This window comes from Streptomyces sp. NPDC107559 (genome assembly GCF_055657365.1).
This window is the reverse complement of sequence record NZ_JBVKBD010000005.1, coordinates 253072-270787: the sequence shown is the minus strand read 5'-3', so window position 1 is coordinate 270787 and position 17716 is coordinate 253072. Positions and strand designations below refer to the sequence as shown.

The following is a 17716-nucleotide window of genomic DNA, read 5'->3' as shown; positions in this document are numbered from 1 at the left end:
GATCAACCTCACTCCATTGCCGCACATCCGGCGGAGCGGAGGGCGCGTTAGTGGAATGTGACGAAAGCAAGGTTTTTTGATCTGCCCCGCTCCGGGACATCGGCCGGTGAACGACCGGCGCCCCGCGTGGTGGAGCTGCCGTGACCGACGAATACCCGGATCTCTCCTTCGCCCGGCACGAGTGGCACCCCGACGCCTACCCGCCCGGCCCGGCCGGCGGCTGGCACGGGGGCAGCGCCGACACTCTGCACCCTGCGGCCTACCCGGAGGAGAGCTGGGACCCGGTCGAGGAACTCACCTACCTCCTGCAGGACGCCGTAGCGGCGGACCAGACGGCCACCGTGCCGCCGCCGCGCAGCGAGGCCTCGCCCGACCGCGGCTTCACCGGCGACCCGTTGGAGAACCTGGCCAGGATCACGGCCGAGCTGCCGCCCATCCGGCACACGTCCGCCGGACACCGCAAGGTACGGGTCCGCAATCCCCGCCTCACGTGGTTCCAGACCGTCAGTTTCTCGATCGCCGCGTTCGCCGCGGTCATCGTGTCGATGGTGAGCGTGTTCGGCGGCATGGTGGCGTACGCGCCCCTGCGCCACATCGCCGCCGCGACGGGCGGCGGCGCCCTGACCTGGTGGCCCCTGCTGATCTACGGTCCCTGGATGGTGGGCTCGCTCTCCATCCTGCGCACCGCCCTGCACCGGCGCCGCGCCATGCACTCGTGGTTCGTCGTCCTGCTGTTCTCCTGCCTCGCGATGATGCTCTGCGTGGCCGAGGCCGACCGGACCTTCATCGGTGTCTCCGCGGCCGCTCTGCCGGCCGTCGCGTCCCTCGCCTGCTTCCAGCAGCTGGTCCGTCAGGTCACGCTGACCCGGCCGCCACGCCAGCCCGCCTCCCGCCACCGGCAGCGCCCCGCCCCCACGGCGACCGACAGAACCGGCAGCGGTCCGGCCGCGTCGAGATCGCCTCGCCGCTGACCGCGGGCGGGACGGCGCACCGGCAGCCGGCCGGCCTCGACGCCCCGTCAGGTACGGGACACCGTCCCACAGCCCTCGCTGCGGTCCTGGTCGAGGTCCTGGCTGCGGTCGTACGGATCACTCGTCGGCCCGGTCGGAGCCGCGCCCTTGGGGGCACTTGTCCGGAACGTGGGGTGGTAGAAGCCGTCGTAGACGTAGCAGGCCGAGTTGCCCGCATCCTCGTCGTAGCTCTTGACGCCGACCTTCCCGGCGGTGACCTGGTAGCGGGCCGGGTCGAGGAGTTCGAAGTCGAGCACACGCCGCACGATGGTCCGGGCCACCTCGGTGTCCTTCTTGTCGATGTGCGCGAGCGGGTAGACGAAGGTGTAGTCGGCGTGCACGACGACGGAACCCTGGGCGCCCGCCTTGAACGTCATCCGCCCGCGGGTCTTGACCACCGTGCCGACCACCCGCACCTCGTCGGGGTCGAACCGGCTGAACATCAGCAGCGGGTCGTGCTTCTTGTCCGGCTTGCGCAACGAGGTGTTCAACAGGTCGAGCAGTTCTGTCTGATTGGGTTCGAGCACCCCGAGCGCGGCGGTGGGGCGGTGGCCGCGCAGAGTGGCCGGGGACAGGCTCCCGTCCACCAGGAACGTCTTGGTCTGCCGCAGCGCCTGCGCCACCTGCGCCTTGGACCAGGACCCGACCGGCTTCGCCTCCGGCAGGACGATGCCGGCCTCGCCGTCGGCCCACGCGAGCGCCGGGGACCCCGCGAACGGCCGGTCCACCGTGGGCATGTCGGGAGCCACCGACTCCGGAGCCCCGGTCGGCGCCGAGGTCTCCGGCGGCAGCTGCGTGGGAGCGGCGGCGGCCGACCGGTCCGAGTGGAAGGGGTCACCGGGTATCAGCGAGGGCCGTACCGCGACCACCGCCACGACGATGGCGATCGGCACGCCCAGGAAGCCCCACAGCCGCCGCCGTCGGGTCGCCCGCCCGTTCCTCTCCTGCCAGGCCGGACCCGTCCGCCAGCCCTCGGGCAGCTCACCGCGCGCCTCCTGCTGCCGAAGCCGTTCGGTGACCATGCGCGCCCGCGCGGAGGGCTCCTTGGGCGCCGAGTCGGGTATCCCGCGTTCGCTTTCCTGTACGAACTTCGCCCACTCGTCGTCAGATATGGAGCTCGATCCGCTCGATCCGGAGTCGTCGGCTCGGGACTCCTCGGACGGTCTCTCGGCCATGGCAAGCAGCGCTTTCTCTCGGGTAGTTGCTGTGTGCAGGCAGAGCGTACGACAGCGACTTCGCTCTTCTGTACGGTTTCCGGCCTGCATCGCACGAACTTCCCGCCGCTTCCCCGGCGCTTCGCCGCGCACGGCACAAAGGCTCCGGCCGGGACGGTTGCCACCACCCCGGCCGGAGCCTCACGTCGTTCACCGGAACGCTAGAACCGGGTCACTCCACGGTCACCGACTTCGCCAGATTGCGCGGCTGATCCACCTCGTTGCCCCGGGCGGTGGCCAGTTCGCAGGCGAAGACCTGGAGCGGGACCGTGGCCACGAGGGGCTGGAGCAGGGTCGGCGTGGCGGGGATGCGGATCAGATGGTCGGCGTACGGCACCACCGCCTCGTCACCCTCCTCCGCGATCACGATCGTGCGGGCGCCCCGGGCGCGGATCTCCTGGATGTTGGACACGATCTTGTCGTGCAGGACGGAGCGACCGCGCGGTGACGGCACGACCACCACGACCGGCAGGTCCTCGTCGATCAGGGCGATCGGCCCGTGCTTCAGCTCGCCCGCGGCGAAGCCCTCGGCGTGCATGTAGGCGAGTTCCTTGAGCTTCAGCGCCCCCTCCAGCGCCACCGGGTACCCCACGTGCCGCCCGAGGAACAGCACCGTCTTCTTGTCCACGAGGGTGCGCGCCAGCTCCCGTACCGGCCCCATCGTCTCCAGGACGCGCTCGACGTCACCGGAGATCTTCGCCAGGTCGCGCACGACGGTCCGGATCTCGTCGCCCCACTTGGTGCCGCGCACCTGGCCCAGGTAGAGGGCGACGAGGTAGCAGGCGACGAGCTGGGTCAGGAACGCCTTGGTGGAGGCGACGGCGACCTCGGGCCCGGCGTGGGTGTACAGCACCGCGTCGGACTCGCGCGGGATCGTGGAGCCGTTGGTGTTGCAGATGGCCAGCACCCTGGAGCCCTGCTCGCGGGCGTGCCGCAGGGCCATCAGGGTGTCCATGGTCTCGCCGGACTGGGAGATGGCGATGACCAGGGACCGGGAGTCCAGGATGGGGTCCCGGTAGCGGAACTCGCTGGCCAGCTCCACCTCGCAGGGGATGCGGGTCCAGTGCTCGATGGCGTACTTCGCGATCAGCCCGGCGTGGAAGGCCGTACCGCACGCGACGACGACGACCTTGTCGATCTCCCGCAGCACGCGCGGGGAGATCCGCACCTCGTCCAGGGTCAGCGAGCCGGAGGCGTCGATGCGGCCCAGGAGCGTGTCGGCGACCGCCTTGGGCTGCTCGGCGATCTCCTTGAGCATGAAGTAGTCGTAGCCCCCCTTCTCCGCGGCCGACGCGTCCCAGTCCACGTGATAGGAACGCACCTCCGCCGGACGGCCGTCGAAGCCGGTCACGGTCACGCCTTCCCGGCGCAGCTCCACCACCTGGTCCTGGCCCAGCTCGATCGCCGACCGGGTGTGGGCGATGAACGCGGCGACGTCCGAGGCGAGAAAGGCCTCGCCCTCTCCCACACCCACCACGAGCGGCGAGTTGCGCCGCGCGCCCACGACCACGTCCGGCACGTCCGCGTGCACGGCGACCAGGGTGAACGCGCCCTCCAGCCGCCGGCACACCACCCGCATCGCCTCCGCCAGATCGGCGCAGCCGGCGAACTCCTCGGCGAGCAGATGGGCGACGACCTCGGTGTCGGTCTCCGAGACGAGGTCGTGCCCGCGCTCGGCCAACTCCGCGCGCAGCAGGGCGAAGTTCTCGATGATCCCGTTGTGCACGACGGCGACGCGCCCCGCGTTGTCGAGATGGGGATGGGCGTTGGCGTCCGTCGGGCCGCCATGCGTGGCCCAGCGGGTGTGCCCGATGCCCGTCACCCCGGCCGGCAGCGGCCGCTCGGCCAGTTCCTTCTCCAGATTGACCAGCTTCCCGGCCCGCTTGGCCGCGGCAAGACTGCCACTTGCGAGCACGGCGACCCCCGCCGAGTCGTACCCCCGGTACTCCAGCCGCTTCAGCCCGGCCATCACGACATCGAGCGCCGACTGAGACCCCACGTATCCCACGATTCCGCACATGCCCGGCAGCCTAAGGGCCGACGCCCGCCGAAAAGAGCCGAAGCGTGCCCGAAATCGGAAATTCCTACGGTGGCACGAACGCCGTGGTAGGTCGCACCCGACAGAGCCGGGCAGGCCGGACCTCGACGATCCCGGCGGGGAAGTCGACACCCCGGCGAGGTCGAGACCCAGCCATTTCCGCCTCGGAGCGTCGGCAGGCGAACAAGGCTTCCTGGGAGAAGCCGCTCGACGGCCTGGAAACCCCCGACGGGTTCACCGTGACCGGTTTTCACTGGGCTCCCGGTGTCCACGAGGGCGGCGACTTCTACGACCAGACCGGCCTCGGCCAATGGGTCGGCGGCCAGGCTCTGCGCGCCCGCGGCCTTGCCGATGATGTCGTCTTCCAAATCGGGGTTAGCCCTCTACACCGAGCGACAGCCCTGCCCGAAGTGCGACTCCGCTCTGACCGATGCCCTAGCACCTGGAACGCCGATCTCATGGCCGGTCCCCTACCACCCTTCCTTCGCGGAGGCAGCGATGGACCTGCTCGCGCGTTACGTTCGGCAGGCTGGAGGACATTCATTGCGCTTCGCGACGACCGCTCAACAGGGCGAGGAACAAGAAGTCCATGACTGAACCCAAATTCGACATGCACCCGAAAGCGTCACCAAAGGTCATCGATGAGCGACAAGCGCTGGCCGAAGACGTGTGTCGAGAACTACAACGCGCCGGTCTTCCCGTGTATCGGCGGGATCTCAGCGGCGATCCACACCGACACCCGGGCGTGGACGTGCACGTGACACCATTCGTCGACAGCGGAGTGTACGCAAACTGGAGCACGGAAGCGGAGTTGAGAGATGCCGCGCTCGATCTCTTCGCGCAAGGGATCGACTACTCGAATCCGCCTCCGATCGTGCGCCATCACAACACCGTCGTGCATCACATGCAGGCCGCGCTTCTGGGGATTCTCACCTCGGCGGGGTTCGAGGTCGCAGAACCGGACAAGCACGGGCACGGAAGCATGGTCCATGTGAAGGGCCGACGACCCTGATCCACTCGCTTGCAAGCGCCCCGCATAGGCCGAACCGTTCGACCTCGGCGGGGCCCGTCTTGCCCATGTCTACGTCCTGACGTGCCCCATCGGCACGGCAAGCCCAACCGTGCACACCCGCATGGCAAATGGGTCGTGTACGCCTCCTGCCTGGAAGAGTGACCGTGATCCACGAGCATGAGAGCGATGTCGAGGACGATTTCGTCGTGCCCGAATTCGTCGAGGACATCTACACGACGGACATCGGGCTGACCTGGCTGGCCTCACAGTGGGAGGTGCTGGAAGAGTTCTGCTGGGAGCACTTTCCGTCCCTTGCGGACGACCCCGGCCCCGTCACGGTGTGGCTCATGCTGGCGGAATCGTCGGTCGACCAGTTCGACCGTTCCAAGGCCGCCCAGCTGGGCCAGGACGTACAGCGACTGCTGCGTTCACCACTGCCGGACGAGACCGTCCGGACAGTCTGGCTCGCCGCCACCCACGGGGTCTTCGACCCGCGCGAGCACGGCATGAGCGCCGGCTCCTGGCTGCGACGGGCGGAAGAGGCATGGCTGGCGCGAGTGCGCCAGGACGATCCGGCATTCGTCCCCCCACCGCCACAGCCCGTGGTGGACGAGGAACTGCGGCGGGCCGTCCTGCGGGTGATCCACCCGGTCTCGGAGCGCCTGAGTCTCGCTGCCGAGAACCCTCCGTTCGGTCTTGCCGTGACCGGCGTCGTCCCCGCTCTGAAGCAGGTGGTCACCGAGTCGTGCGCCGACCTCGGCTACCGGCTGTTCCTGCGTGCGATGAAGGCGTACCACGTACCGGCCGACAAGCCGAGCCTCGTCGCCCTCGGCGAACGGTTCGGCTACCCGTGCTGGGTGGTGCCCGAAGGTCTCAACGACCGGCCCGACTGACGCCTGATCGGGGCCGGGCGGACAGGCAGAGTCCGCGCCTCAGCGGGGCCTTTTTCACCAACCCGCCAGGCCGACCCGCCCACGTCACGCAGCTGCCGAGTCGCGGGCCGGGACAGCAGGCGACGCGGATCAGAGGGTGCAACAGCGGAGCGTGACGTACCCCACCCCCCACCCCGTTCAAACTCCGTTAACAATGGACTGTGATCTCTCCGGTCTCCTCGATGCCCAGGAGCGCCCACCGGCACAGGCCGGAGGCGACTCCCTACGTCGATCTCACCCGTGCCGAGTGGAGCGCGCTGCGTGAGAAGACGCCGCTGCCGCTGACCGCCGAGGAGGTCGAGAAGCTGCGCGGTCTGGGCGATGTCATCGACCTCGACGAGGTGCGCGACATCTACCTCCCGCTGTCGCGGCTGCTCAACCTGTACATCGGCGCCACCGACGGGCTCCGAGGGGCGCTGAACACCTTCCTCGGCGAGCAGGGGTCGCAGTCCGGCACCCCGTTCGTCATAGGCGTCGCGGGGTCGGTCGCGGTCGGCAAGTCGACCGTCGCTCGACTGCTCCAGGCGCTGCTCTCCCGGTGGCCCGAACATCCTCGCGTCGAACTGGTGACCACGGACGGTTTCCTGCTGCCCACCAAGGAGCTCCAGGCCCGGGGGCTGATGTCCCGCAAGGGGTTCCCGGAGTCGTACGACCGGCGCGCGCTGACCCGGTTCGTCGCCGACATCAAGGCCGGCAAGGACGAGGTGACGGCCCCCGTCTACTCGCACCTCATCTACGACATCGTCCCCGACAAGCGGCTGACCGTGCGCCGCCCGGACATCCTGATCGTCGAGGGCCTGAACGTCCTCCAGCCGGCCCTGCCGGGCAAGGACGGCCGTACCCGGGTGGGCCTCGCCGACTACTTCGACTTCAGCGTGTACGTCGACGCCCGCACCGAGGACATCGAGCGCTGGTACCTCAACCGGTTCAAGAAGCTGCGCGAGACCGCCTTCCAGAACCCGTCCTCGTACTTCCGCAAGTACACCCAGGTGTCCGAGGAAGAGGCCCTCGACTACGCGCGCACCACCTGGCGCACCATCAACAAGCCCAACCTCGTGCAGAACGTGGCCCCCACCCGGGGCCGGGCGACCCTGATCGTGCGCAAGGGCGCGGACCACAAGGTGCAGCGGCTGAGTCTGCGCAAGCTCTGACGGCTACTCTGCCCTGCATGCTGCACCTACGACTGATCACACCGCCCGACCGGACCGACGACGTGGTCCGGCTGATCGAGAAGACGGTCGGCACCACCCATCTCGTGGTGCTGCCGGGCACCGCCCGCAACCCGGCGGGGGACGTGGTCATGTGCGACGTCGCCCGCGAGGCGGGGGACGAACTGCTCAGCGGGCTCCAGGAACTGGGTCTGGACAGGACCGGCTCCATCGCCGTCGAGAACATCGATCTGTCGCTGTCGAAACGCGCCGAGAAGGCCGAGGACGAGGCACCCGGCGAGGGCGCGGACGCGGTGCTGTGGGAGCACCTGGCCGAGGAGACGCACGAGGAGTCGACCCTGTCGGTCACCTACCTCGCGTTCATCACGATCGCCACCATGATCGCGGCCTGCGGTGTGGTGCTCGACAACGCGATCCTGATCGTGGGCGCCATGGCGGTGGGCCCGGAGTTCGGGCCGCTGGCGGGGGTGTGCACCTCGATCGTGCAGCGCGCCCCGCGGCTGGCGCTGCGCTCGCTGGTCGCCCTGGTGGTGGGCTTCGCGGTGGCGATGGCGCTGACGGTGGGCTTCAGCCTCTTCATGGACGCCGTCGGCCTGTTCACCAAGGAGCAGCTGGAGGGGGACCGGCCGCAGACCAGCTTCGTCTACGCCCCCGACTGGTTCTCCTTCGTCGTGGCGGTGCTCGCGGGCGCCGCCGGGACACTCTCCCTGACGTCCGCCAAGTCCGGCGCCCTGGTCGGCGTCGCGATCTCGGTGACGACGGTGCCCGCGGCCGCCAACGCGGCGCTGGCCCTGAGCTTCGGCGACACCCGGCAGACGATCGGCTCCTCCGAACAGCTGGCGCTGAACCTGCTCGGCATCATCCTCGCGGGCACCCTGACGCTGCTGGCCCAGAAGTGGTTCTGGGCCAGACAGCGCAAGGAGTTCGTCAAGGAACCGGCTTAGGGCTCCGGGCCTCTCAGCCGAGCGCCGACTTCACCACGTCGGCCAGCCGGCCTGCCACCGACCGGGCCTGGTCGATGTCCGCCGCCTCGACCATCACGCGGACCAGCGGCTCGGTGCCGGACGGGCGCAGCAGCACCCGGCCCGTGGTGCCGAGTTCGCGCTCCGCCTCGGCCACCGCGGCGGCCAGCTCCTCGGACGTCGCGACCCGACTGCGGTCCACGTCGGGGACGTTGACGAGCACCTGCGGCAGCCGCTCCATCACACCCGCGAGGTCGCGCAGCGACCGTCCGGTCTCCGCGACCCGGGCGGCCAGCATCAGACCGGTCAGCGTGCCGTCGCCGGTCGTCGCGTGGTCGAGGATGATGACGTGCCCGGACTGCTCGCCGCCGAGGGCGTAGCCGTGCTCCTTCATCTCCTCCAGGACGTAGCGGTCACCGACGCCCGTCTGGACGAGCTTCAGCCCTTCCCGCTCCAACGCCAGCTTGAAGCCCAGGTTGGACATGACGGTCGCGACCACGGTGTCGGAGCGCAGCGCGGAACGCTCCCGCATCGCCAGCGCCAGCACCGCGAGGATCTGGTCGCCGTCGATCTCCTCGCCGGTGTGGTCCACCGCGAGGCAGCGGTCGGCGTCGCCGTCGTGGGCGATGCCGAAGTCCGCGCCATGGGTGCGCACGGCCTCCTTCAGCGGGCCGAGGTGGGTCGAGCCACAGCCGTCGTTGATGTTGAGGCCGTCCGGCTCGGCACCGATGGTGATGACCTCGGCGCCCGCGCGGGCGAACGCCTCGGGCGAGACCCGGGCGGCGGCACCGTGCGCCTCGTCGAGGACGATCTTCAGCCCGTCCAGCCGGTTCGGCAGGACGGCGATGAGGTGGGCGACGTAACGGTCGAACCCCTCGTCGTACGTCCGGACCCGGCCGACGCCCGCTCCGGTCGGCCGCTCCCAGGGGGCGCCGGTGCGGTGCTCCTCGTAGACGGTCTCGATCCGGTCCTCCAGGTCGTCGGCGAGCTTGTGGCCGCCGCGGGCGAAGAACTTGACACCGTTGTCCGGCATGGCGTTGTGGCTGGCGGACAGCATCACGCCGAGGTCGGCGCCGAGCACGCCGGTGAGGTACGCGACCGCCGGCGTCGGCAGCACGCCGACCCGCAGCACGTCCACGCCCGCGCTCGCGAGGCCCGCGACCACTGCGGCCTCCAGGAACTCCCCGGACGCGCGCGGATCCCGTCCGACCACCGCCGTCGGCCGGTGGCCCGCGAACGTACCCGCCTCGGCCAGCACGTGTGCCGCCGCGACGGACAGACCGAGTGCCATCTCGGCCGTCAGATCCGCGTTGGCGACACCGCGCACACCGTCCGTGCCGAAGAGTCGTCCCACGTGTCCTCCTGAAGGAATCGTCAAGTGTGAAAGCCGAGCACTCGTGCGGCTCACGCGCGGCGCTTTCACGTCACAGACATACGATGCCTGAACATCCGATAGCACTAGCCGTTGAACGTCTTGTGCCGTTATACGCCCGAAGGCTGTGATACACGAACGCCCCGGCGGCACTGTGGCGTGCCGCCGGGGCGTTCGGAGTACGTGCAGAGGCAGCTGAAGCTTAGCGCTTGCTGTACTGCGGGGCCTTGCGGGCCTTCTTCAGACCGGCCTTCTTGCGCTCGACCGCACGGTCGTCGCGCTTGAGGAAGCCGGCCTTCTTCAGCGGGCCGCGGTTGTTGTCCACGTCCGCCTCGTTCAGGGCACGGGCCACGCCGAGGCGCAGGGCGCCGGCCTGGCCGGAGACACCGCCACCCGCGATGCGGGCGATGACGTCGTAACGGCCCTCGAGCTCGAGCACCTTGAAGGGCTCGTTGACTTCCTGCTGGTGCACCTTGTTGGGGAAGTAGTCCTCAAGGGTGCGGCCGTTGATCTTCCACTTGCCGGTGCCCGGGACGATCCGGACGCGGGCGATGGCGTTCTTGCGACGGCCCAGGCCGGCGGCCGGCTGGGGGTCGCCGAAGCGGGAAGCCATCGACTCCGAGGTGTACTCGCCCTCCAGGGGGACCTCGGACTCGGTGGTGTAGCTGTCGATGTCGACGAGCTCAGTCTCTTCGACCGGCTGCTCAACGGTGGTCTCGGCCACGATTCTCCTCAGATTTCTTTTCGTCTTAGGGGGTGGCCGGAACTACTGCGCGACCTGGGTGATCTCGAACGGCACCGGCTGCTGGGCAGCGTGGGGGTGCTGGTCGCCCGAGTAGACCTTCAGCTTCGAGAGCATCTGACGGCCCAGGGTGTTCTTGGGGAGCATGCCCTTGACGGCCTTCTCGATGGCCTTCTCGGGGTTCTTGTCGAGCAGCTCGTCGTAGCGGACCGCGCGCAGACCGCCCGGGTAACCCGAGTGGCGGTACGCCATCTTCTGGGTCCGCTTGTTGCCGGAGAGGTGCACCTTGTCGGCGTTGATGATGACGACGAAGTCACCGGTGTCGACGTGGGGGGCGTAGATCGGCTTGTGCTTGCCGCGGAGAAGGGACGCGGCGGTGGTGGCGAGACGGCCCAGGACGACGTCCTGAGCGTCAATGACGTGCCACTGGCGAGTCACATCGCCGGGCTTGGGGCTGTACGTACGCACTTCGCAGCCTTCTTCTTCAGTGGATGGGTGCTGACACATGGCATCACTGAAGCGATCGTGCAGCTGGGGACGACAATGCCGGGGACGATGCCCGTATGCCGCCCACTGGTAACTGCTCCAGGGAACCTAGGTAGAGGCCACTCCCGTGAGAATGAGCGAGCCAATACACAACGAAGAATCAGAGTACCGGGCTCCCATGAGTCGGTCAAAACGAGCAGGCCCGAGTCACCGCGCGCGTCGTCGAGGAGACCCCTGACATCGACGTCAGGACATCGCGGCGGGCACACCGGGCCGAATACCGCATGACCGTGCACGGTGACGGTCACCGCCACGCCGGTCCGACCCCCCAATTTTGGAGTGGATCACTCGGACATGTCGCCTATAGGGCTTCTTACACCCCCAACATCGGTGACCACAGGGCCCGTTGGGGCGGAACCGGATACCCCGGGTCCCGTCTAAGATGCGCCCCATGAACTATGGGCAGGGGGGACCCCGGTCCCAGTGGGATCCGTGGAAACCGAACTCCGAGCAGCCGTGGTCCGGCGCCTCCGACGGCCGGTCCCCCGACTGGGCTGCGCTCGCCGAGGCCTCCGAGACGCGCCACCGGCGCCGCCGGGGCCTCTTCATCGTCGGCGGCGTGCTGGCCACCGTCGGTATCGGCACCGCCGTCGCCATGGGCGTGATGTCGGCGAACGACAACTCGGGGGCGAACAACGCCGCCTCCCAGCTGCCCTCGAACGGGGACATACCCAACGGCGGCAGCACGTCGGTGCCGTCCTTCGACCCGACGACCGCGCCGCCTCCGCTGGACCCGAAGGAATTCGTCGCCAGCGCCAAGAAGGACACGGCACCGCTGGGCCCGGACATCCTCTTCCCGGGCACGCAGCTGACCGTCGGCTCGACCGTGTACAAGAAGGCCGCCACCGACGACACGAAGAGCTGCGCCACGGCGGCCCAGGGCACGCTCCCGAAGGTCCTCACCGGCAACGGCTGCACCCGGCTGATGCGCGTGACCTACACCAAGGGCGACATCGCGGTGACGGTCGGCGTGGCCGTCTTCACCACCGAGGCGCAGGCCACCAAGGCCAAGGGCGAGGCGGACAGCAAGAGCATCGTCAAGGCGCTGCCCGGCAAGGGCGTGAAGACCTTCTGCAACGGTGCCGTCTGCCGCTCCACCACGAACGCCTTCGGCCGTTACGCCTACTTCACGATCACCGGCTTCACCGCGGGCAAGGACGTCACCACCAAGGACACCGCGGTCTTCCGCGCGGGTGACGACCTCGCCGAGTTCGCGTTCAAGCAGATCCACCGCCGCGGCGAGGCCCAGGCGTCGGCCGCCTCCACGGGCTGACCCGGGCGCCGCAGCCGCCGAGAGCGGACGAGCCCCCCGGCCGGTGACCGGACGAACCCCCCTCCGTCCGGTCCCCCAGGGGGCGTCCGCCCGAGGGCCGGCCACCGGCGGCAGGGCTCAGCAGCAGCCCGCGCCGGGGAGCGAGCGCTTGTTCCGCGCCTCCTTGTTACGGGCGGCCAGCAGCTCGTCGGCGGGATAGCCGACCTCCTCCAGCGTCAGCCCGTGCGGCCGTACGACATGCACGGCCGAGTCCCGTACGCCCGCGGCCAGCACCTTGCCCGGCCAGTCCGGGGTGCGGTGCCCGTCCCCCACGAACAGCAGCGCCCCGATCAGCGAGCGCACCATGTTGTGGCAGAAGGCGTCGGCGCGGACGGTGGCGGTGATGATCCCCTCCGTGTCACGCACCAGGCTCAGCTCCTGAAGCGTGCGGATGGTGGTGGCCCCCTCCCGCTTCTTGCAGTAGGCGGCGAAGTCGTGCTCCCCCACCAGCGCCCGTGCGGCCTCGTTCATGGCGTCGACGTCGAGAGGCCAGTCGTGCCACAGGACGTGGCCGCGCAGCAGCGGGTCCACACCGCCCGGGTTGTCGGTGACGCGATAGGCGTACCGGCGCCAGATCGCCGAGAAGCGGGCGTTGAAGCCGGCCGGCGCCTCGGTCAGGGTCCACACCCGTACGTCCTTGGGCAGCCGCCCGGCCAGCCGCTTGAGCAGCTTCTCCCGGTGCTCGGCCCACAGCTCCCCGGGCAGGTCCACATGGGCCACCTGCCCGCGCGCGTGCACTCCCGCGTCGGTCCGCCCGGCCACGGTCAGCTCGTACGTCGTGTCCTTGGACCGGGTCACGGTCCGCAGCGCGTCCTCGATCTCGCCCTGCACGGTCCGCTTCCCGCCGGCCTGCTTGGCCCAGCCGTGGAAGGCGCTGCCGTCGTAGGACAGGTCGAGGCGGATACGGACGTGTCCGGGCTGTGCTTCGTCACTCACCACTAGATCCTCTCAGGGCCGGTGCCCAGGAAAAAACGCGAAAGCGGGCCCGCCCCGAAGGGCGGACCCGCTCACGAGGCAAGAGCCTCAGGCGTCCTTGGACTCCTCGGCCGCGGCCTCGGTGACCTCGTCGGCCTTGGTCTCCTCGACCTTGGCCTCGGCCTCCTTGACGGCACGCTTGGTGGCCGCCTCGGCCTCACCGGTGGCCTGCTGGGCCACGGTCAGGGCCTCCACCAGCTCGATGACAGCCATGGGCGCGTTGTCGCCACGGCGGTTACCGATCTTGGTGATACGGGTGTAGCCACCCGGGCGGTTCTCGTAGCGCGGGCCGATCTCGGTGAAGAGCGTGTGCACGACGCTCTTGTCCGTGATGACCTGGAGCACCTGACGGCGGTTGTGAAGGTCGCCCTTCTTCGCCTTGGTGACCAGACGCTCGGCGTACGGCCGCAGACGGCGGGCCTTCGCCTCGGTGGTCGTGATGCGGCCGTGCTCGAAGAGGCTCTTCGCCAGGTTGGCGAGGAGCAGCTTCTCGTGCGCGGCGCTGCCGCCCAGACGGGCACCCTTGGTGGGCTTCGGCATGGTTCTTCTCCTGTGAGTCTGCCCCGGCCGTATCAGGTACCAGGGTCAGTATCCGAGCAGGCGGTTACCTGTCGGAGATCCGGGCAGCGCCCCGAAGGGGCCTGCCCGGAAGGGGCGTGGGGAACTGTGCGATCAGGCACAGCGCACCCGCACCCGGGTACGGACCGTTGAGCCCGAGCTCTCAGTACTGCTCGGTCTCGACGAAGCCCGCGTCCGCGTCGTCGTCAGCGCCGAACGCGTCAGCCGCAGCGGTGGGGTCGAATCCGGGCGGGCTGTCCTTGAGGGCCAGGCCCATGCCGGCCAGCTTCGCCTTGACCTCGTCGATGGACTTCGCACCGAAGTTGCGGATGTCCAGGAGGTCGGCCTCGGAACGGGCGACGAGCTCACCCACGGAGTGGATGCCCTCACGCTTGAGGCAGTTGTACGAGCGGACCGTGAGCTCCAGCTCCTCGATCGGCAGCGCGAGGTCGGCGGCCAGGGCGGCGTCCGTGGGGGACGGGCCCATGTCGATGCCCTCGGCGTCGATGTTCAGCTCGCGGGCGAGACCGAACAGCTCGACCAGGGTCTTACCGGCCGACGCCATGGCGTCACGGGGACGCATGGCCTGCTTGGTCTCGACGTCGACGATCAGCTTGTCGAAGTCGGTGCGCTGCTCGACACGGGTCGCCTCGACCTTGTACGTGACCTTCAGCACCGGCGAGTAGATCGAGTCGACCGGGATGCGCCCGATCTCCTGACCGACCTGCTTGTTCTGAACGGCGGAGACGTAACCGCGACCGCGCTCGACGGTCAGCTCCATCTCCAGCTTGCCCTTGCCGTTGAGCGTGGCGAGGACGAGGTCGGGGTTGTGCACCTCGACACCGGCCGGGGGCGCGATGTCGGCGGCGGTGACCAGACCCGGGCCCTGCTTGCGCAGGTACATCACGACCGGCTCGTCGTGCTCCGAGGAGACGACCAGCTGCTTGATGTTGAGGATCAGGTCGGTGACGTCCTCCTTGACGCCCGGCACGGTGGTGAACTCGTGCAGGACGCCGTCGATGCGGATGCTGGTGACAGCAGCGCCGGGGATCGACGACAGGAGGGTGCGGCGCAGGGAGTTGCCGAGCGTGTAGCCGAAGCCCGGCTCCAGCGGCTCGATCACGAACCGGGAGCGGAACTCGTCGACGACCTCTTCGGTCAACGAGGGACGCTGAGCGATCAGCATGTTGCGTTCCTTCAGTCAGGGGCACCCACTATTTGATGCCCTGATGCACCGGGCGGTGGCCCGATGGTGGTAAGTGCAAGGGTACGGGCGATACAGCCCCGAAGAGCCGTACCGCCCGAAATCCTCAGCCCGAACCGGCCGTGTGCCGGACGCGGCGGTGATCAGCCCCGCTGCTGCGGAGCGGTCCGCCGCACCCGATCAAACGCGGCGGCGCTTCGGCGGACGGCAGCCGTTGTGCGGGGTGGGGGTGACGTCCTGGATCGAGCCGACCTCGAGGCCGGTGGCCTGGAGGGAGCGGATCGCGGTCTCACGGCCGGAGCCGGGACCCTTGACGAAGACGTCGACCTTGCGCATGCCGTGCTCCTGCGCGCGACGCGCGGCCGACTCGGCAGCCATCTGCGCGGCGAACGGGGTCGACTTGCGCGAGCCCTTGAAGCCGACGTGGCCGGCGGAGGCCCAGGAGATCACGTTGCCGGACGGGTCCGTGATCGAGACGATCGTGTTGTTGAACGTGCTCTTGATGTGGGCGTGCCCGTGAGCGACGTTCTTCTTTTCCTTGCGGCGCACCTTCTTGGCAGCGCCCTGACGACCCTTGGGGGGCATCTGTAACTCCTACGGGGAGGTGGTCGGTCCTACAGCGAAGACCGCTGATGAAGCGTTGTCCGCTGCGGACTACTTCTTGCCCGGCTTCTTCTTGCCGGCGATGGCGCGACGCGGGCCCTTGCGGGTGCGGGCGTTGGTGCTGGTGCGCTGACCGCGGACGGGCAGACCGCGGCGGTGCCGCAGACCCTGGTAGCAGCCGATCTCGACCTTGCGGCGGATGTCGGCCTGGATCTCGCGACGGAGGTCACCCTCGGTCTTGATGTTGTTGTCGACGTACTCGCGGATCGCGACGAGCTGCTCCTCGGAGAGGTCGCGAACGCGGGTGTTCGGGTCGACGCCGGTCGCTGCCAGCGTCTCCTGCGAGAGGGTCCGGCCGATGCCGAACACGTAGGTGAGGGCGACCTCCACGCGCTTTTCGCGCGGGATGTCAACACCGGAAACGCGTGCCATTCAATGGCTCCAGTTGAATCTTCGGAGGTCTTCCGCAGAACCGATCCCCAGTCGCCGTACTAGGTACGAACTGGGTCCCCGGCCTCCGAGCCGGGGGTGTCAGACCTGGGATGCCCAGGCCTGGGTGCTGCGTATGAACATATTCAGCTTGCGTCGCGCGAATTTCTGCGAAATGCAGAGGGTGCGGTCGTGCGTCAGCCCTGGCGCTGCTTGTGGCGCGGGTTCTCGCAGATGACCATGACCCGACCGTGACGGCGGATCACCCTGCACTTGTCGCAGATCTTCTTGACGCTCGGCTTGACCTTCATGGGGTGAGGTTCTCCGGGTCAGTTGCCGGCAGCCCCGCACAGGCAGGGCGTGGGCAAGATCTACTTGTAGCGGTAGACGATCCGGCCACGCGTCAGGTCGTACGGAGACAGCTCCACCACGACCCGGTCGTCAGGGAGGATGCGGATGTAGTGCATACGCATCTTGCCGCTGATGTGTGCCAGGACCTGGTGGCCGTTCTGGAGCTCGACCTTGAACATGGCGTTCGGAAGAGACTCGACGACAGTGCCCTCGATCTCGATGGCACCTTGCTTCTTGGCCACGCTTCGCCCTTCGAATCGACTACCTTGATCGACTCTGTACGAGCGCATGCAGGCATGCGGGTGCACGAGAGCCGACGAGTCAGTCTACGTCAGCGCACCCGGAAACACGAATCGAGGAAGTCTGCCCCATGCGGGTGATCGTCATGCAAGGGGGTCCGGCGCAGCCGTGACCCCGTGCTCCGCGAGCTTGGCCCGGCCGCCGTCCACGGCCGTCAGGACCAGCGGGCCCTCCTCCGTCAGTGCGACGGAGTGCTCCCAGTGGGAGGACCAGGTGCCGTCCGTGGTGATGACGGTCCAGTCGTCCTCCAGGACCTCCGTCTTCGGGGTGCCCAGGGAGACCATCGGCTCGATGGCCAGGCAGAAGCCGGGCACCAGCTTGGAGCCCTTGCCGCGGCGGCGGTCGACGTAGTTCAGCAGGTGCGGGTCCATGTGCATCTCGGTGCCGATGCCGTGGCCGCCGTAGTCCTCGATGATTCCGTACCGGCCGCCGCCGGGCTTCGGCTGCCGGCGGATGTACGTCTCGATGGCGCGGGAGATGTCGACGAGCCGGTTGCCGAGCTTCATGGCGGCGATGCCCGCCCACATCGACTCCTCGGTCACCCGAGAGAGCTCGATCAGTTCCGGAGCGTGACCGGAACCCACGAAGGCGGTGAAGGCGGCGTCGCCGTGCCAGCCGTCGACGATCGCGCCGCAGTCGATCGAGATGACGTCACCGTCCGCGAGGACGACGTCCTCGGACGGGATGCCGTGGACGACGACGTCGTTCACGGAGGTGCAGATGGTCGCGGGGAATCCGCCGTAGCCGAGGAAGTTCGACTTGGCGCCGTGCTCCGCGAGCACCTTGCGCGCGACCTCGTCCAGGTCCTTCGTCGTCGCCCCCGGCACGGCCGCCTCCCGCGTGGCCGCGTGGATGGCGGCGACGACCAGCCCTGCCGCACGCATCCTGGCGATCTGCTCGGGCGTCTTGATCTGCACCTGCACCATGAGGGCTACGGCCTTTCTGGACTTCCGGACCGCAGGGCCAGCGAACCGCGGCTCAGGGCTG

Annotated in this window: 19 protein-coding genes; 6 read left to right on the top strand and 13 right to left on the bottom strand. The window is 68.9% G+C overall.

Translation table 11 applies throughout. The annotated features are described in order from the left end of the window. Window positions 1–140 precede the first annotated feature (140 nt). Window positions 141–971, top strand: a complete 831-nt coding sequence (locus tag ACZ7OY_RS18370; RefSeq protein ID WP_471912294.1) for a DUF2637 domain-containing protein — start codon at window positions 141–143, stop codon at window positions 969–971. A 47-nt stretch (window positions 972–1018) separates the two neighbouring features. Here the strand turns inward: ACZ7OY_RS18370 and ACZ7OY_RS18365 are convergent, their stop codons facing one another. Together ACZ7OY_RS18365 and glmS are read right to left on the bottom strand one after the other, a co-directional pair. Continuing rightward, on the bottom strand, window positions 1019–2185 hold the full coding sequence (locus tag ACZ7OY_RS18365; protein ID WP_471912293.1) for a hypothetical protein: 1167 nt from the start codon (window positions 2183–2185) through the stop codon (window positions 1019–1021). 211 nt (window positions 2186–2396) lie between these two features. Beyond that, window positions 2397–4244 (bottom strand): glutamine--fructose-6-phosphate transaminase (isomerizing), encoded by a 1848-nt coding sequence (gene glmS / locus ACZ7OY_RS18360; protein ID WP_471912292.1) that lies wholly within the window; start codon window positions 4242–4244, stop codon window positions 2397–2399. 607 nt (window positions 4245–4851) lie between these two features. Here glmS and ACZ7OY_RS18355 point away from each other — a divergent pair. From ACZ7OY_RS18355 to ACZ7OY_RS18340, 4 genes are all read left to right on the top strand, one after another. Then, window positions 4852–5274 (top strand): hypothetical protein, encoded by a 423-nt coding sequence (locus ACZ7OY_RS18355; RefSeq protein WP_471912291.1) that lies wholly within the window; start codon window positions 4852–4854, stop codon window positions 5272–5274. A gap of 164 nt (window positions 5275–5438) precedes the next feature. Then, window positions 5439–6167, top strand: a complete 729-nt coding sequence (locus tag ACZ7OY_RS18350; protein ID WP_471912290.1) for a hypothetical protein — start codon at window positions 5439–5441, stop codon at window positions 6165–6167. Window positions 6168–6388: 221 nt separating this feature from the next. Then, window positions 6389–7357: a type I pantothenate kinase gene (gene coaA / locus ACZ7OY_RS18345; protein ID WP_471912446.1), complete on the top strand. Its 969-nt coding sequence runs from the start codon at window positions 6389–6391 to the stop codon at window positions 7355–7357. A 17-nt stretch (window positions 7358–7374) separates the two neighbouring features. Next, a complete protein-coding gene (locus tag ACZ7OY_RS18340; RefSeq protein WP_471912289.1) occupies window positions 7375–8319 on the top strand; it encodes a DUF389 domain-containing protein in 945 nt (314 codons plus the stop codon). A 13-nt stretch (window positions 8320–8332) separates the two neighbouring features. On the opposite strand, the gene glmM is transcribed toward ACZ7OY_RS18340, so the two are convergent. From glmM to rplM, 3 genes are all read right to left on the bottom strand, one after another. Beyond that, window positions 8333–9691: a phosphoglucosamine mutase gene (gene glmM / locus ACZ7OY_RS18335; protein WP_471912288.1), complete on the bottom strand. Its 1359-nt coding sequence runs from the start codon at window positions 9689–9691 to the stop codon at window positions 8333–8335. 220 nt (window positions 9692–9911) lie between these two features. After that, window positions 9912–10433 carry a 30S ribosomal protein S9 gene (gene rpsI / locus ACZ7OY_RS18330; protein WP_162468604.1) on the bottom strand — a complete coding sequence of 174 codons (522 nt, stop codon included), beginning with the start codon at window positions 10431–10433 and terminating at the stop codon, window positions 9912–9914. Between the two features lie 42 nt (window positions 10434–10475). Continuing rightward, window positions 10476–10919 carry a 50S ribosomal protein L13 gene (gene rplM / locus ACZ7OY_RS18325; RefSeq protein WP_384722813.1) on the bottom strand — a complete coding sequence of 148 codons (444 nt, stop codon included), beginning with the start codon at window positions 10917–10919 and terminating at the stop codon, window positions 10476–10478. Window positions 10920–11388: 469 nt separating this feature from the next. Between rplM and ACZ7OY_RS18320 the strand changes: the two genes are divergently transcribed. Next, complete coding sequence (locus ACZ7OY_RS18320) at window positions 11389–12270, top strand: hypothetical protein (protein ID WP_471912287.1); 882 nt, start codon at window positions 11389–11391, stop codon at window positions 12268–12270. 117 nt (window positions 12271–12387) lie between these two features. Here ACZ7OY_RS18320 and truA read toward each other — a convergent pair whose 3' ends face one another. The 8 genes from truA to map form a co-directional block, all read right to left on the bottom strand. Continuing rightward, window positions 12388–13245, bottom strand: a complete 858-nt coding sequence (truA, locus tag ACZ7OY_RS18315; protein ID WP_384722807.1) for a tRNA pseudouridine(38-40) synthase TruA — start codon at window positions 13243–13245, stop codon at window positions 12388–12390. Between the two features lie 87 nt (window positions 13246–13332). Next, the gene (gene rplQ / locus ACZ7OY_RS18310) at window positions 13333–13824 is read right to left on the bottom strand and encodes a 50S ribosomal protein L17 (RefSeq protein WP_351622433.1); all 492 of its coding nucleotides are present in this window, start codon (window positions 13822–13824) and stop codon (window positions 13333–13335) included. Window positions 13825–14005: 181 nt separating this feature from the next. After that, window positions 14006–15028, bottom strand: coding sequence for a DNA-directed RNA polymerase subunit alpha (locus ACZ7OY_RS18305; protein WP_003966937.1), 1023 nt, complete (start codon window positions 15026–15028; stop codon window positions 14006–14008). 198 nt (window positions 15029–15226) lie between these two features. Beyond that, complete coding sequence (gene rpsK / locus ACZ7OY_RS18300) at window positions 15227–15631, bottom strand: 30S ribosomal protein S11 (RefSeq protein WP_003956432.1); 405 nt, start codon at window positions 15629–15631, stop codon at window positions 15227–15229. A gap of 69 nt (window positions 15632–15700) precedes the next feature. Continuing rightward, window positions 15701–16081: a 30S ribosomal protein S13 gene (gene rpsM / locus ACZ7OY_RS18295; protein WP_030811707.1), complete on the bottom strand. Its 381-nt coding sequence runs from the start codon at window positions 16079–16081 to the stop codon at window positions 15701–15703. A gap of 194 nt (window positions 16082–16275) precedes the next feature. After that, window positions 16276–16389, bottom strand: a complete 114-nt coding sequence (gene rpmJ, locus ACZ7OY_RS18290; protein ID WP_003998809.1) for a 50S ribosomal protein L36 — start codon at window positions 16387–16389, stop codon at window positions 16276–16278. Between the two features lie 60 nt (window positions 16390–16449). Further along, window positions 16450–16671, bottom strand: coding sequence for a translation initiation factor IF-1 (gene infA / locus ACZ7OY_RS18285; RefSeq protein WP_003948620.1), 222 nt, complete (start codon window positions 16669–16671; stop codon window positions 16450–16452). 141 nt (window positions 16672–16812) lie between these two features. After that, the gene (map, locus tag ACZ7OY_RS18280; protein ID WP_471912286.1) at window positions 16813–17655 is read right to left on the bottom strand and encodes a type I methionyl aminopeptidase; all 843 of its coding nucleotides are present in this window, start codon (window positions 17653–17655) and stop codon (window positions 16813–16815) included. Window positions 17656–17716 lie beyond the last annotated feature (61 nt).

Coding starts and splice junctions, on each gene's coding strand:
- ACZ7OY_RS18365 (WP_471912293.1), bottom strand. CDS start 2,185: ATGGCCGAGAGACCGTCCGAGGAGTCCCGAGCCGACGACTCCGGATCG.
- glmS (WP_471912292.1), bottom strand. CDS start 4,244: ATGTGCGGAATCGTGGGATACGTGGGGTCTCAGTCGGCGCTCGATGTC.
- ACZ7OY_RS18355 (WP_471912291.1), top strand. CDS start 4,852: ATGACTGAACCCAAATTCGACATGCACCCGAAAGCGTCACCAAAGGTC.
- coaA (WP_471912446.1), top strand. CDS start 6,389: ATGCCCAGGAGCGCCCACCGGCACAGGCCGGAGGCGACTCCCTACGTC.
- ACZ7OY_RS18340 (WP_471912289.1), top strand. CDS start 7,375: ATGCTGCACCTACGACTGATCACACCGCCCGACCGGACCGACGACGTG.
- ACZ7OY_RS18320 (WP_471912287.1), top strand. CDS start 11,389: ATGAACTATGGGCAGGGGGGACCCCGGTCCCAGTGGGATCCGTGGAAA.
- rplQ (WP_351622433.1), bottom strand. CDS start 13,824: ATGCCGAAGCCCACCAAGGGTGCCCGTCTGGGCGGCAGCGCCGCGCAC.
- ACZ7OY_RS18305 (WP_003966937.1), bottom strand. CDS start 15,028: ATGCTGATCGCTCAGCGTCCCTCGTTGACCGAAGAGGTCGTCGACGAG.
- rpsK (WP_003956432.1), bottom strand. CDS start 15,631: ATGCCCCCCAAGGGTCGTCAGGGCGCTGCCAAGAAGGTGCGCCGCAAG.
- rpsM (WP_030811707.1), bottom strand. CDS start 16,081: ATGGCACGCGTTTCCGGTGTTGACATCCCGCGCGAAAAGCGCGTGGAG.
- rpmJ (WP_003998809.1), bottom strand. CDS start 16,389: ATGAAGGTCAAGCCGAGCGTCAAGAAGATCTGCGACAAGTGCAGGGTG.
- map (WP_471912286.1), bottom strand. CDS start 17,655: ATGGTGCAGGTGCAGATCAAGACGCCCGAGCAGATCGCCAGGATGCGT.